The 14,174-nt window shown below is 41.1% G+C and carries 11 protein-coding genes; 6 read left to right on the plus strand and 5 right to left on the minus strand.

Going from position 1 to position 14,174, the window contains the following annotated elements; all coding sequences use genetic code 11:
- Positions 1-49 precede the first annotated feature (49 nt).
- The gene (lldD, locus tag KHN78_RS18200; protein WP_211917889.1) at positions 50-1,189 is read left to right on the plus strand and encodes an FMN-dependent L-lactate dehydrogenase LldD; all 1,140 of its coding nucleotides are present in this window, start codon (positions 50-52) and stop codon (positions 1,187-1,189) included.
- A 102-nt stretch (positions 1,190-1,291) separates the two neighbouring features.
- On the opposite strand, the gene KHN78_RS18205 is transcribed toward lldD, so the two are convergent.
- The gene (locus KHN78_RS18205; RefSeq protein ID WP_128812647.1) at positions 1,292-1,639 is read right to left on the minus strand and encodes an XRE family transcriptional regulator; all 348 of its coding nucleotides are present in this window, start codon (positions 1,637-1,639) and stop codon (positions 1,292-1,294) included.
- Between the two features lie 250 nt (positions 1,640-1,889).
- Here KHN78_RS18205 and KHN78_RS18210 point away from each other — a divergent pair, with 250 nt between their 5' ends.
- The 5 genes from KHN78_RS18210 to KHN78_RS18230 all read left to right on the plus strand — a co-directional run bounded on the left by KHN78_RS18210 (position 1,890) and on the right by KHN78_RS18230 (position 8,119).
- The gene (locus KHN78_RS18210; RefSeq protein ID WP_211917891.1) at positions 1,890-3,014 is read left to right on the plus strand and encodes a mechanosensitive ion channel family protein; all 1,125 of its coding nucleotides are present in this window, start codon (positions 1,890-1,892) and stop codon (positions 3,012-3,014) included.
- Between the two features lie 152 nt (positions 3,015-3,166).
- Positions 3,167-3,481 (plus strand): DUF1840 domain-containing protein, encoded by a 315-nt coding sequence (locus KHN78_RS18215; RefSeq protein WP_211917893.1) that lies wholly within the window; start codon positions 3,167-3,169, stop codon positions 3,479-3,481.
- 674 nt (positions 3,482-4,155) lie between these two features.
- Positions 4,156-4,452 carry a class IIb bacteriocin, lactobin A/cerein 7B family gene (locus KHN78_RS18220; RefSeq protein ID WP_211917895.1) on the plus strand — a complete coding sequence of 99 codons (297 nt, stop codon included), beginning with the start codon at positions 4,156-4,158 and terminating at the stop codon, positions 4,450-4,452.
- A gap of 299 nt (positions 4,453-4,751) precedes the next feature.
- On the plus strand, positions 4,752-5,990 hold the full coding sequence (locus KHN78_RS18225; RefSeq protein ID WP_211917897.1) for an HlyD family secretion protein: 1,239 nt from the start codon (positions 4,752-4,754) through the stop codon (positions 5,988-5,990).
- A complete protein-coding gene (locus KHN78_RS18230; protein ID WP_211917899.1) occupies positions 5,990-8,119 on the plus strand; it encodes a peptidase domain-containing ABC transporter in 2,130 nt (709 codons plus the stop codon). Before KHN78_RS18225 ends, KHN78_RS18230 begins: the two co-directional genes overlap by 1 nt.
- Before the next feature lie 244 nt (positions 8,120-8,363).
- Here KHN78_RS18230 and tdh read toward each other — a convergent pair whose 3' ends face one another.
- The 4 genes from tdh to KHN78_RS18250 form a co-directional block, all read right to left on the minus strand.
- Positions 8,364-9,395, minus strand: a complete 1,032-nt coding sequence (gene tdh / locus KHN78_RS18235) for an L-threonine 3-dehydrogenase (RefSeq protein WP_211917901.1) — start codon at positions 9,393-9,395, stop codon at positions 8,364-8,366.
- 64 nt (positions 9,396-9,459) lie between these two features.
- Positions 9,460-10,653 (minus strand): glycine C-acetyltransferase, encoded by a 1,194-nt coding sequence (locus KHN78_RS18240; protein WP_128812611.1) that lies wholly within the window; start codon positions 10,651-10,653, stop codon positions 9,460-9,462.
- 209 nt (positions 10,654-10,862) lie between these two features.
- Positions 10,863-13,190: a putative bifunctional diguanylate cyclase/phosphodiesterase gene (locus KHN78_RS18245; protein WP_211917903.1), complete on the minus strand. Its 2,328-nt coding sequence runs from the start codon at positions 13,188-13,190 to the stop codon at positions 10,863-10,865.
- Entirely contained in the window at positions 13,187-14,110 is a 924-nt protein-coding gene (locus KHN78_RS18250) for a transporter substrate-binding domain-containing protein (RefSeq protein ID WP_411912359.1), read from the minus strand. The genes KHN78_RS18245 and KHN78_RS18250 overlap by 4 nt, the downstream gene beginning before the upstream one ends.
- Positions 14,111-14,174: the final 64 nt, after the last annotated feature.

A 14,174-nucleotide genomic window follows, 5' to 3' on the forward strand; every position in this document is an offset into this window, starting at 1 on the left:
TCGGGGATGAATTGAAACGCAACCTTTGAATACGAATCAGGACACCATCATGATTATCTCTGCTTCTACTGATTATCGAGCCGCCGCGAAAGCCAAGCTGCCTCCGTTCCTTTTTCATTATATTGATGGCGGCTCTTACAACGAACATACGCTTCAACGCAATACCGAAGATTTGAGCCATGTGGCATTGCGTCAACGCGTTCTGCGAGACATGAGCGATCTCAGCCTAGAAACTGAAATCTTCGGAGAGAAACTCGCGATGCCTATTGCGCTGGCGCCGGTCGGTTTAACGGGTATGTACGCTCGACGCGGAGAAGTTCAAACCGCAAAAGCGGCGGAGAAAAAAGGCATACCTTTTACAATGTCGACCGTATCCGTTTGCCCGATAGAAGAAGTGGCACCAGCGATCACACGCCCAATGTGGTTTCAACTTTATGTGCTCAAAGATCGCGGATTCATGAAAAACGTTTTAGAACGAGCAAAAGCTGCTGGGGTGTCTACCCTCGTTTTCACAGTTGATATGCCGGTGCCAGGGGCTCGTTATCGTGATATGCGGTCTGGAATGAGTGGGCCAAATGCCGCGTTGCGTCGTGTATTTCAAGCCATGCGTCACCCAGCCTGGGCATTGGATGTGGGTTTGTTAGGTAAACCCCATGATTTAGGCAATATCTCTGCCTACCGTGGTGAGCCGACTAAATTGGAAGATTACATCGGTTGGTTAGGCGCAAACTTTGACCCATCCATCTCTTGGAAAGATCTCGAGTGGATTCGTGATTTTTGGGATGGACCAATGGTCATCAAAGGCATATTAGATGAAGCAGACGCTAAAGATGCGGTACGTTTCGGAGCCGATGGTATTGTGGTATCTAATCACGGCGGTCGTCAATTAGATGGTGTACTGTCTACTGCGCGAGCCTTACCTAACATTGCCGATTCTGTAAAAGGAGACATCAAAATCCTCGTCGACTCCGGAATACGCACTGGTTTGGATGTCGTACGCATGCTCGCATTAGGCGCAGATTGTACATTACTTGGCCGATCGTTTGTTTATGCTCTCGCAGCACAAGGTGGGGATGGTGTCGAAAACTTGCTCGATCTTTACGATAAGGAAATGCGTGTTGCCATGACGCTGACGGGAGCAAAAACCATTTCCGACCTCTCGAGTGACTCTTTAGTTCGCCACTTTTAGTAAACAGCCTATCAAGCAAACCAATGCTTAATAAACGAATCTCTCAGAGAAGCCTAAGATTGCGAGCATTAAAACACTCGCAGTCTACTACCCAGTCATGGGTTAACTGATTTGGTGCTCATACTCAATAATGACTTGGTTGCCTTCAATGAATACATTTCGAATTTCACCATCCACCATCACACGATTTTGCAAATATACCGCTCCCGGCGCCACCAGTTCGCGTTCAAAAAAAGAGGGAATAACCTGACTTGGGCGAACGTGTAGCTGTTCGCATAATTGGTTAACGAACGTTAAAGTCAAAGGCGCATTGCCACGCAATAACGCAGTAAACTCATGCAACCCTAAGCCAAGTCGCTTTGCCATCTCCATTTGTGTCATGTGCATTTTTGCTTTTTGCGACATCCAAATGTCGTAGAGCGCATTTCGATCCAGCTCTGTCAGTTCCATATTTTCCTCCGTTATTTTTTCTGCACATACATTCTCACACTAGAGTCTGATAAATGTTAGGGATGAGTCAGAGTACAAACAATTCATTCATTGAATCTCTTACGCTCTCAGCACTCCAAACATCAATAACGGATAGATAAACACTATGGTTAACAAACTTCTCGTTTCTGCTATGTCAATGATTCCACTAGGGCAAAGGCCGAATTTTTGTTACCTTTTACCTATTGTCCTTTTGTAAGAAACCTTATTTATGTCACCGTGGCTTACTGAGCTTCAAAATTACGTCTTGGCTCACCATCAACAGTGGAGCAGCAGCGTTTTATTTATCACCATTGCCAGCTTTTTTGCTTGGATTGCATGGCGAGTGCTGCACTCCCGCTTATCCATTCTGGTAGAGAAGACCCCTTTCCATTGGGACGATCTGTTACTTGAAGCGCTCAAGACCCCTGTGAGTACGTTAATTTGGTGTTGGCCAGCAACCGTATCACTCGGAATCGTCTTACAAAGTGAATTGGGTAATAAGTTTAACTGGCTAAGCACACTAAAACTGATCCTTGTGATCAGCGTACTTGTCTGGATAGTCATGCGCCTCATCACAAATGTAGAAGACTACGTTTTAGAGCAAAAAACTCGTGATGAGACGACTGTTCAAGCCATAGCCAAAGTTGCTCGCCTGTTTTTCATTGTGATTGGCGTACTCACCGTGATGCAAGCATTTGGTCTCAGCCTATCTGGCTTGCTCACCTTTGGTGGTGTCGGTGGCTTAATTGTCGGTTTAGCAGCGAAAGATCTGCTATCGAACTTCTTTGGGGGATTGATGATTTACTTCGACCGACCTTTCAAAGTTGGAGACTGGATTCGGTCGCCAGATCGTCAAATTGAAGGAACGGTAGAGCGCATTGGTTGGCGTATGACCAGCATCCGTACATTTGATAAACGCCCGTTGTATGTTCCAAATTCTGTTTTTAGTAATATCGTGGTAGAAAACCCGTCACGCATGCTCAACCGCCGTATTTTTGAGACGATAGGCTTACGTTACGATGATGCAGATAAAGTACCAGCTATTATTGATGAAGTACGAGAAATGCTCAAAAACCACAAAGACATTGATGCCCGCCAAACCTTAATCGTGAATTTTGATTCCTTTGGTGCATCATCATTAAACTTCTTCATTTACACCTTTACTAAGACCGTCAACTGGATCCGCTATCATGAAGTTAAACAAGATGTGCTACTGCAAGTCATGGCCATCATTAAAAAGCATGACGCTGATATCGCGTTCCCGACTCAAACACTCAAATTGGATCCTGTGCAGTTAGTGCAAGATCTGCAAGGCTCAACACAAGTGATGCAAGATAACGAGGGAGCATTATAACCTGTTTAGATTTATTCCTTGCTTAACAGCCCGTGCCTACAGTTATGTACGAAGATGAAATGTGAGTTTGGCTTTATCGTCATACTCTAAATGCAACCTATGGTCTAAGATTAAGTATAAATTTGTTCAGTCAATCAATAAGGTAGCCTGCCATGCTTGTTAAATTCAGCTGTAAATCATATTCAAACATCATCATGTTTCACGATATTGCATCGCATATGTTGAAGATGATGGGGCAAAGTACGAACATTCCTGGCGTTATAGAGGCCGAAGATGTACCGAGCGCACTCGAACATTTGCAGCAAAGTTTGAAACATGAAAGCGATCTGCCTGAAATTGAAAGCTTTGAAGATGATGAAGATGTAATGGGAAATGCCGTTAGCTTAAAAAACCGAGCGCTTCCATTGATAGAACTTCTCAGCGCTGCTTCACGAGATAAGTGCGATGTAATGTGGGATAAGGAATAGCTGCCAAGTACTCCGCTAAACATAGAGCTCGATATAAGCCAGATTTGATAATCCTATCCACCCGTCAAAGTGGCCCCGAGAACTTCTTGGGGCCACTTAATTAATTCATTAGACGACACACAGGTCGGCTCCTCGAAATCAGAAACAGCTCTTGGATGAATTTGTGAATTTCTGATATATATCACCTTAGACTGTCCGGTGTTTTTCCCTACATAAATTAAGCAATAGAGTCAAGTTGAGTAGATTCAATCATACCTGTTTCTCTGTTTGATATCGTGTTATGCACGCAAAACCGCTATTTAAAGGTGTGAAAGATCAAATACGACCATTTCTAAGCCTACTCCACTCTTGATGCCGTAGGATTCCAAGCCTGTTTTACCACCTGAAATTAGTTCGCATAACTGAAATCAAGTGCTTATTTATATAGCCTCTTAGTACTCAAGGATTCTTACCCATTACTTACCAAATAACATAAATATCAAATAACTATTTTGTGAGATGTTGTAAATCCTAGCAACACATACCCAATCAACATTTACATTTAGTCAATATGTTAAGGCGGTCGCACACCGACTTCAAGGTAAAAAAATCATTTTACATAACGTAAAACAATAGCTAAAAACTTTATTCCATCTATTTAAACATACCAATTAAACAAGATAAGGAATATTTTAATGAGTTATACATTACAAGAGCTAACTATAGAAGAAATGGAACAAATCAATGGAGGTGGTTTACATCACGTTGGTGGCGCTATTGTTGGGGCAATTGGTGGAATGGCAGTGTATGGTATAAGTAATATATTTTCTCCTGGAGGAATGAGTGGGTGTGGCTTTGCAGGAGCGGCAGTCGGCGGAGCCATTACTGGTGCGACATTTGGAGCTTATGGTGGAGCCTATGGTGGAGCTGTTGCTGGCGGAGCTATAACAAAAGTATGCCATGACGTCATGCCAAATGCTGCCAAGAAATAATTTTTCTATGAATAAATGGATTAGTCTTTTTTCAGTTTTTTTTGGGAGCAATTGTCGGAGTTTTTCTACATATATATATATATATATATTCCCAACAGAAATACTTCTTCACCATAGTTTGTTTGTAGCTGGATTTAGTTCAACTGCAACACTTTCTATCTTTCGCACACTAAAGAAAAAATCCAAACAACCGTAAAGCAATATTGGAATTACATTTATATTGCACATAGAAAACCGCTAAAAATTTAATTTACTGAAAAGCACATAAGTTTTTATGTGCTTTTAACAAGAAAATAATAATGTTTAGAAAACAAGCAATCGACTATCATGGAAAAAAGTTGCTAGGTGAAGTATCACTAACTCAGCCATTTTCAATCTACACTCCTGTTTTAGTTATTCTTACTTTCATTATATTACTATTAATATTCCTTTTTAACTCTAATTATTCAAGAAAAGAAACTGTTAAAGGCTACTTAGTCCCAAACTCAGGGCTGATAAAGATATATCCAAACCGTTCAGGGACTTTAGACACTCTATTTATTAGTGATGGTAAAATTGTTAAAAAAGGTGATATATTAGCAAAAGTGGTTTTAAGTCGCCCTCAAGTTAACGGAATTGATTTGAGCAAGAACGTAATATCTACACTTGAACAACAAGTAAAACTATTAAATCGTGATTTGAAAGAGACCGAATCACTAATGAAAAGAGAGGTTAAGGCACTAAAAACAAAGCATAAATATCTTCAATCATCAGTTGAAAACTTGGACAAAAAAATACAACTATTAGAAAGAAAGCATCAAATTCATCGTAACGAGTATCAGCATTATCAACACCTTTCAAAAAAAAACTTCATATCAAAAATTGATGTTCAAAAAAAGGAACAAGAATTATTACACTCAAAAGAGGCATTATTAAATGCCGTCACTAGCAAATTATCTATGTTAACTCAGATAAATGACATTAATTATAATATTGATAAAATACCTCATGAATTGAAACTACGAATTACAAATATATTAAAAGAAACCTCGGTTTTGGACAGGAAAATAAATGAGGCAAAAAATAATTATACTTTTAGTATTATCGCTAAAGATTCTGGTGTAGTCACCGCTATTTCAGCAAAAGAAGGTGAGCATTTATCAATCAACCGGCCATTATTAAGTATAATTCCAATTGACGAAGAGTTAGTGGCAGAATTATTTTTCCCAACTCGATCTGCTGGCTTTGTACAAAAGAATGACGAAGCTAGATTGAGATTTGAAGCATTTCCTTACCAGCGATTTGGTTTTATTACTGGCACGGTAACGAGGATTGACAAATCAACTGTCGTAAATAACGAACTTGATGTTCCAGTTATACTAGATGAACCTGTTTATCGTGTGCAAGTTAAATTAGAAAGGCAATCAATCAAAGCGTATGGAGAAAAGTTCCCATTGAAAACTGGAATGTTGTTGGAAGCTGATATTATTCTTGAAAAACGATCACTTTTCCAATGGCTGCTTGATCCTATTTATAGTTTACGAGGGAGAGTCGGTTAATGCAAAAACCATTGGATCTACTTGAGTATTCGGGGAAGCGTCGGCTACCCATTATCATGCAGACAGAAATTGCAGAATGTGGTTTAGCATGCTTAGCTATGGTATCAAGTTATTATGGCCACAAGCTTGATATTGCTTCGTTGAGGAGCTCCTATACAGCTAGCTTTGGAGGTATGAACTTCCGTCAAATGATCTCGGTAGCAAGTAATTTAAATCTATCCTGTCGTGCTTTAAAATGCCAACTAGAAGATATAGGTAAGTTAACTGTCCCATGTATACTGCACTGGGATCTTAACCACTTTGTTGTACTTACTGGTGTATCAAGACAAGGCATTTATATAAACGACCCCGCTGCAGGAAAACGTAAGCTTACGTTAAGAGAATTTAGTGACCATTATACAGGTGTTGCATTAGAATTAATTCCAACAAGCAACTTCAAAAAAGGTGATAGTAGAGAGAGCATGCGTCTCTCTCAGTTATGGACAAAAATCGTAGGATTGAAGTCTGGACTAATTTCATTACTCGCACTTTCTTTAGTTTTACAGTTTATAGCATTAACGAATCCATACTATATGCAATGGGTGATAGATGAAGTTCTATTAAGCCAAGATAAACCTTTACTAATGGTGCTGGCAATAGGATTCGCCCTTCTTACCATTATTAATACATTTTCAACGGCGGTCAGAAGCTATCTAATATTGAGACTTTCTAGCATGCTGAATATGCAAATGGGTGTTAATCTTTTGAGACACTTATTAAAATTACCAATGAGCTACTTTGAAAAGCGGCATATTGGAGATTTAGTATCAAGATTTAGTTCGCTAAATCAAATTAGAGAGCGGTTAACCACCGGAGTGACGGAAACTATTATGGACGGTTTTATGTCTATAACCGTTTTGACAATGATGTTTGTATACTCAACAAAACTTACCCTTGTGGTAATTTTCACAGTGATTATTTACATACTACTTCGAATTTTATTGTATCCAAGTTTCAAACGGAATACAGAAGAAATGATCCAATCAGGCGCTAAAGAGCAAAGTAACTTTTTGGAGACAATACGCGGAATTCAAACGATTAAACTTCATGGCAATGAACATATGCGACAGAGTCTTTGGCAAAACCGCTATGCCGAATTGATAAACGCCGAAATAAGGTTAGGCAAACTTGATATTAGTTTTAAAGCAGCAAATAATTTTTTGTTTGGCTTGGAAAACATCGCTATTGTTTACTTTTCAGCATTCCTAGTTATGGATGGCCTTTTAACAGTTGGAATGTTACTTGCTTTTATGGCATATAAAGGCCAATTTACAAGTCATATCGTAACACTAGTAGAGCAAATTATATCCTTTCGTATGATGAAGCTTCATTTAGAGCGAATTTCCGATATCGCACTATCTGAAATAGAAAAAAACCGTAAAGGCCAACTTCCTCTTGGTAAGATAAAAGGAGAACTTCGCTTAGAGAATGTGAGTTTTAAATACGGAAATAGCCAACCTTGGATTGTGAAAAATTGTAATCTAACGATTAAGTCTGGTGAGTCATTAGCAATTATTGGCAACTCTGGCTGTGGAAAAAGCACCTTAATGAAACTGATGCTTGGACTCCTAGAGCCTAATGAAGGGCGCATTTTAATCGATGGGAAAGATGTACGGCACATTGGATTAGTCGAGTATAGAAAACAAATCGCCGCCGTGATGCAGGATGACACTCTTTTAACCGGGTCCGTATTGGATAATATTACATTCTTCGATCCTGAACCAAACCTCTTAAAGGTCCAAAAGGCAGCCAATCAAGCTGCAATAGATGTCGATATTACATCTATGCCAATGGCATATAACTCGTTGGTTGGCGATATGGGAAGTCAATTTTCTGGAGGACAGATACAACGACTTCTGCTTGCTAGAGCGTTTTACAAAGAGCCAAAAATCTTATTCCTGGATGAAGCAACAAGTCATCTTGATGTTCAAAACGAGCTGAATATAGGTAAAAACATTAAGTCACTGACGATGACTAGAATTATTGTTGCACACAGGCCTGAAACGATAAACCAAGTAGATCGAATCGTTATTTTGAACCATGGGGTCTTGAGTTCCTTGAATGCAAATCAAATTCCTATTCACAGTTAGATGGTATCGTTAACTTTAGTTAGCGGATTGAAACAGGAACTGTAGCAAAGAAAAAGAGCCTGAATGACGAGGAAAGAACAACAAAAATCGAAAACTTGCATTCAGAATAGAGACTGTATGGTTGCGTTTCCTCACGTAACTATCACCAGTGAATAGCATTGCTTACATTTGACGATGTTGAATAGGAAAATGCCTCAAGAAACTCTTGAGGCATTTAAAAAGTCACATAGATGTGAGCTATCTATTACTCCCAATCAAGAATAACTTTGCCAGAAGCCCCGCTACGCATGACGTCGAAGCCTTCTTGGAAGTCGTCAATCTTGTAGTGGTGTGTGATGATTGGCGTTAGATCTAGGCCTGATTGGATAAGACTTGCCATCTTGTACCACGTTTCAAACATTTCGCGGCCGTAGATACCTTTGATCACCAAGCCTTTGAAGATAACTTGGTTCCAGTCGATACCCATGTCTGATGGTGGAATGCCTAGTAGCGCAATACGACCACCGTGGTTCATGGTTTTAAGCATTGAGTTGAATGCTGATGGGTTACCAGACATTTCTAAACCTACGTCGAAGCCCTCTGTCATGCCTAGCTCAGACATGACGTCTTCTAGTTTCTCTTCAGCTACGTTTACTGTGCGTGTTACGCCCATCTTACGAGCAAGGTCTAGGCGGTATTCGTTTACGTCTGTGATCACAACGTGACGAGCACCAACGTGTTTCGCTACGGCTGCTGCCATGATACCGATTGGGCCAGCACCTGTGATCAGCACGTCTTCACCTACGAGGTCGAAAGAAAGCGCTGTGTGTACTGCGTTACCAAACGGGTCAAAGATAGACGCTAGATCGTCAGAGATGCCCTCAGGGATCTTGAACGCGTTAAATGCTGGGATTACTAGGTATTCTGCGAACGCACCTTCACGGTTTACACCCACACCAATTGTGTTGCGGCATAGGTGAGTACGGCCACCACGACAGTTACGACAGTGACCACACGTGATGTGACCTTCGCCAGATACGCGGTCACCGATTTCAAAGCCACGAACTTCCTGACCAATCGCAACGACTTCGCCCACATATTCATGACCAACAACCATTGGCGTAGGAATGGTTTTTTGTGACCATTCGTCCCAGTTGTAGATGTGTACGTCTGTACCACAGATCGCAGTCTTCTTGATTTTGATCAGGATGTCATTATGACCCATTTCAGGTTTATCAACCTCAGTCATCCAGATGCCTTCTTCAGGCTTTAGCTTTGATAGTGCTTTAATTTTCATAATCGTTACCTAATATTGCCCCGCAACGGCGAGGCAAGAAATTCGTTCTTGGTATCAACAGGGCTTAGATGATGCCCATGTCCTTACCAACTTGGATAAACGCGTCGATTGCACGGTCTAGTTGCTCACGTGAGTGCGCCGCAGACATTTGAGTACGGATACGTGCTTGACCTTTTGGTACCACTGGGAACGAGAAACCAATTACGTAGATGCCTTTCTCTAGCGCGCGTTCAGCAAATTCTGCCGCTACTTTTGCATCACCAAGCATGATAGGAATGATCGCGTGATCCGCACCACCCATTGTGAAACCCGCGCCTTCCATACGTGCACGGAAGTGTGCTGCGTTTTCCCATAGGTGATCACGTAGGTCACCGCTTTGCTCTAGTAGGTCAAGAACGCGGATAGATGCGCTTACGATTGCTGGTGCAACAGAGTTAGAAAATAGGTACGGGCGAGAACGCTGACGCAACCAGTCGATCACTTCTTTTTTGCCCGATGTGTAGCCACCTGACGCGCCACCCATTGCTTTACCTAACGTACCTGTGATGATGTCGATGCGATCAACCACATTGTGGTATTCATGAGTACCCGCGCCATTTTTGCCCATGAAACCCACTGCGTGAGAATCATCAACCATGGTTAGTGCGCCGTACTTATCTGCAAGATCACAGATAGCAGGAAGGTTCGCAACCACACCATCCATAGAGAACACACCGTCTGTCACGATAAGAATGTGGCGTGCGCCCGCTTCTTTTGCGGCGATCAGTTGTTGCTCTAGCTCTTCCATGTTGTTGTTTGAGTAGCGAAAACGCATCGCTTTACACAGACGAACACCATCAATGATTGATGCGTGGTTTAACGCATCTGAAATAATCGCGTCTTCTGCACCTAAAATAGTTTCAAACAGGCCTGTATTTGCATCGAAACAAGACGTGTAAAGAATGGTATCTTCTTTACCCAGGAATTTAGAAAGCTTCTGCTCAAGCTCTTTATGGCTATCTTGAGTACCACAAATGAAACGTACTGATGCCATACCAAAACCGTGTTCATCCATGCCCGCTTTTGCAGCGTCAATCAGCGCAGGATGATTTGCAAGACCAAGGTAGTTGTTCGCACAGAAGTTAAGAACTTCTTCACCCGTAGAGATTTTTACCGCAGCTTGCTGTTGCGACGTAATAATACGTTCTGCTTTGTAAAGACCTTCAGCCTTTACTTCTTCGATTTGCTCTTGGATCTGTTGGTAAAATGCAGAAGACATTCGTAATTCCTTCCTGTTTATAGTGTCGAGTTTTTACTCGTTTTGAATTAGGGTAAGCCTTTATGTGACGGGAGTCACAGACTATTACACATCATTTAAGTGTAGTGTAATTCAAGGAAAGAAAAACGATTATCCCTCAAGGTGGAAAAGCATTAGTGAACCTGAGGAATAAATACACTAATGCTTTACTAAGAGATTGAAAAAGAAAGTTATAACAATAATGATTGTTTAAGAAGTGACTCAAATTCTATCGCTGGCAAAGGACGGCTATAGTGGAAGCCCTGCCCAAATTCACAGTTTAAGTTTGTTAAATAATCCACATGTCGCTGCTCTTCAATACCTTCAGCGACAATTTGCAAGTTAAGCGCTTTCGCCATTGCAATGATAACGTTAACCAACTCTCGATCGGAATCATTCTCAAACATGGTTTGCATAAAGCTTCGGTCAATCTTAAGGCGGTCAAAAGGGAATTTCTGTAGGTAACTCAATGCAGAATACCCTGTGCCAAAATCATCAATGGTCAACTTCGCACCAAGAGCTCTCAAGCGTTCTAACAAGTCCATCAGTTCGTCGCTATGATTAAACAACAAGCTTTCTGTCACTTCGATATCAAACTTATCTGCCGGTAAACCTGATGCGTCTAAATAGCGCTTAATTTGATCAAACAATCGGTCACAATAACGGAACTGCACACTAGAGAAGTTAACTGATACAACGAGTGGTGCGATGCTTTGCCACTGCGCAGCGTGATAACAAGCCTGACGAATCGCAAAATCACCGAGTTGATGGATCAGACCATTTTTCTCTGCAATCGCGATAAACTCATCCGGACTAACAAAACCAAACTTTTCATCATTCCAACGCATTAAGGCTTCTGCTCCCACGATACGTCCAGTTTCTAATGCAATGATTGGCTGATAGTAGAGTTCCAACAAATCATGTGAAATGGCATGACGCAAGCGGCTTTCTAAATCTAAAAATCTCTGTAAGTCTTGGTTCATATTCTGATCATAAAAACAAAAAGCATTGCGACCATCTTGCTTAACGCGATACATCGCCATATCAGCAGACGCTAACAATTGCTGAGCGTTATGACCATCATCAGGGTAAATCGACATACCTACACTGACCGATAGGAAGAATTCTTGATTTTGCCAACTAAACGGCTCGTTAAACACGGATAAAACGGTTGATGCAACACGCTTAGCACTTTCCTTATCACGTAAGTCAGGGATCACAAGCAAAAATTCATCACCACCAATTCGAGCTAGAAGATCCGATTTACGCACGGTTTGATGCAAGCGATCAGCGGCGAGTTTTAAAATCTCATCACCAACCATGTGCCCCATGGAATCATTGATTTGCTTAAAATGATCCAAATCGATAAACATGGCTAGCACATTCGTTCCTGCTCGCTTCGCTCTTGATAATTCGACTTCCAAGCGCTCAGATCCGTTAGAACGATTTGGCAACCCTGTCAGCGCATCATGTTTTGCTTGATACTCTAGCTCCATTTCTGACGAACGACGTCGCTCTATTTCATTCGTCAATCGCTGGTTTTGCTGGGATAAAAACTCTTTGCGTTTCTGCTCTTCCTCTAACTTTATTTTTAGTCCAACTCGAGTGTTATTAAGATTAAACGCGTATAGCAACCCCAGAACGATCATGATGGCGAGCACACTCAACCCAGAGATAAAGATTCTTGATGTATAAAGGTCGCGTTCACTGAGTGACTCAAACCAAGCCATCAATTTAAAATGATGATTATCAATCGGAACTTCAAAATAGATTTTTTGCTGAAGCTCATTTTCAAGTGCTTCTGGCGTGAAATTGTTTTCCTGCTCTAATTTACCGCTGATGGAATCCCAAACGACCATTTCTATATCGTTGATCTCAAGTACCATACGGCTGTAACTGCCCTCGTGTTCTTGATTCGTTAGCTGTGATATCACGACATCTTTGTTTATATCCGCAATTAAATAACCAACCGATTTTCCTGAAAATCGCACCGGTTTAATGACTTGAATAATAACATTGCCATTTTCACGTATCGCCCTGACTTCTTCATCATGGTTATGATCATTCATGAGTCCTGCGACATCAATACGTGCATGGGTAGGGGCTCCGGTTGTCACAATCAGCTTCCCATCCAAGCCGATTAGGCTCAATCTCTTGTAAATATCGAGGTCATTCGCAAACCTTGTCTCTGCTTTTTCGCTTAATTTCCTTTTTAGATTAATCAGACTTGCCCCTAACCCATACTCCATCGACATGCCCGAGGCAAGATTGGCATAAAACGTTTGTACGGTTTTATCCGTTGATAAATGGTCTATATCTTCACTGGCAATAGTAAATAGATTATTTAACGTACCGGCATAACTCTTAACTTTTAAATCAAGCTCCCTGTATTGAGAGTCTTTTAACTTATGTTGACCTAAACTTGTTACCGTAATAATCATCGCCAAATAAAGCGAAACCAATATGGCACATACGGTAATAATTTTCTTACTTGAGATTTTTTTTGCAGATTTAATCATAAATGTTTCTTACTATCTGCTAAGAAATAGTCATTATAAAAATAATAAATCGATGGGTAGTATTTTTCTACCAAGGATTGGTAGGTGCCATCTTGTTTAATTGAACGCAAGTATTGGTTGAATGCGTTTTTTAGTTCAGGTGAGTTTTTTCTAAATGCAACGGCCATTTTTTGATTTTCAGATATTGGGCCAATCACTTTAATTTCACCCGGCCATTTTTCTAGCGCGATGAGTGTATCAGCAACATCGAGCAACGTACTCTCAGCATCATTTTTCATGATTGCGGGAACCATTTCATTTAATCGACGCTGACCATCAGGCAAAATTACCGTTGCTCCTGTGTCGTAAAGATCGTAGAGGTTAGGGTCAAGACAAGAGTGTTCCATAGCAAGTACTTCACGCCCCTTAATAAGCGATTTTACTTTCACGATATCTTGTTCTATTGATCCTGTAGGCTCAATTGGTATCAAAGAAGAGTCTGTACGAGCCACAAGCCATACCGCTGAAGGAAAATAGTCTTCTGAAAAATCGATTACTTCCTTTCGCCAATCAAGAATCGTGACACCATTGGCAATCAAATCACCCTCGATGGGCATCTTCTCACCTTGTATCATTTGGTTATCTTTGTAGGCGACCTGCTGCCCCGTCAATTTACCAACCACATTGTTCCACTGTGCTGGCACATATTCGTATCGAACGCCAAGAGATTGCGCAAAGCCCTTTATGATTTCAACATCTAAACCGGATAGCGTCGCCACTTCTCCTTGCTCAATATACGAAACAAAATTTGCGTAAGGCACGCCAAGATGACGCAACACACCAGCATCTTTGATTTCTTGAAGGTCATTGGCGAAAGTACTCAAAGAGAACAGTGACGTTGCACACATCACCATCGTCGCAAGACGTTGCTTAAAGGACATACATAGCATAGTCAAATTCCTTCTGTTTCAAAGAGCGCCCAATAGGTGGGCGCTTTGGTGATCG

It is taken from the genome of Vibrio sp. B1REV9, assembly GCF_905175395.2.
Classification (GTDB): Bacteria; Pseudomonadota; Gammaproteobacteria; order Enterobacterales; family Vibrionaceae; genus Vibrio; species Vibrio alfacsensis.

What these genes read in the sequence shown, in the direction of transcription:
- KHN78_RS18205 (WP_128812647.1), bottom strand. Translation starts at nt 1,639, where the DNA reads ATGGAACTGACAGAGCTGGATCGAAATGCGCTCTACGACATTTGGATG.
- KHN78_RS18210 (WP_211917891.1), top strand. Translation starts at nt 1,890, where the DNA reads ATGTCACCGTGGCTTACTGAGCTTCAAAATTACGTCTTGGCTCACCAT.
- KHN78_RS18220 (WP_211917895.1), top strand. Translation starts at nt 4,156, where the DNA reads ATGAGTTATACATTACAAGAGCTAACTATAGAAGAAATGGAACAAATC.
- KHN78_RS18230 (WP_211917899.1), top strand. Translation starts at nt 5,990, where the DNA reads ATGCAAAAACCATTGGATCTACTTGAGTATTCGGGGAAGCGTCGGCTA.
- KHN78_RS18225 (WP_211917897.1), top strand. Translation starts at nt 4,752, where the DNA reads ATGTTTAGAAAACAAGCAATCGACTATCATGGAAAAAAGTTGCTAGGT.
- tdh (WP_211917901.1), bottom strand. Translation starts at nt 9,395, where the DNA reads ATGAAAATTAAAGCACTATCAAAGCTAAAGCCTGAAGAAGGCATCTGG.
- KHN78_RS18215 (WP_211917893.1), top strand. Translation starts at nt 3,167, where the DNA reads ATGCTTGTTAAATTCAGCTGTAAATCATATTCAAACATCATCATGTTT.
- KHN78_RS18245 (WP_211917903.1), bottom strand. Translation starts at nt 13,190, where the DNA reads ATGATTAAATCTGCAAAAAAAATCTCAAGTAAGAAAATTATTACCGTA.
- lldD (WP_211917889.1), top strand. Translation starts at nt 50, where the DNA reads ATGATTATCTCTGCTTCTACTGATTATCGAGCCGCCGCGAAAGCCAAG.
- KHN78_RS18250 (WP_411912359.1), bottom strand. Translation starts at nt 14,110, where the DNA reads ATGTCCTTTAAGCAACGTCTTGCGACGATGGTGATGTGTGCAACGTCA.
- KHN78_RS18240 (WP_128812611.1), bottom strand. Translation starts at nt 10,653, where the DNA reads ATGTCTTCTGCATTTTACCAACAGATCCAAGAGCAAATCGAAGAAGTA.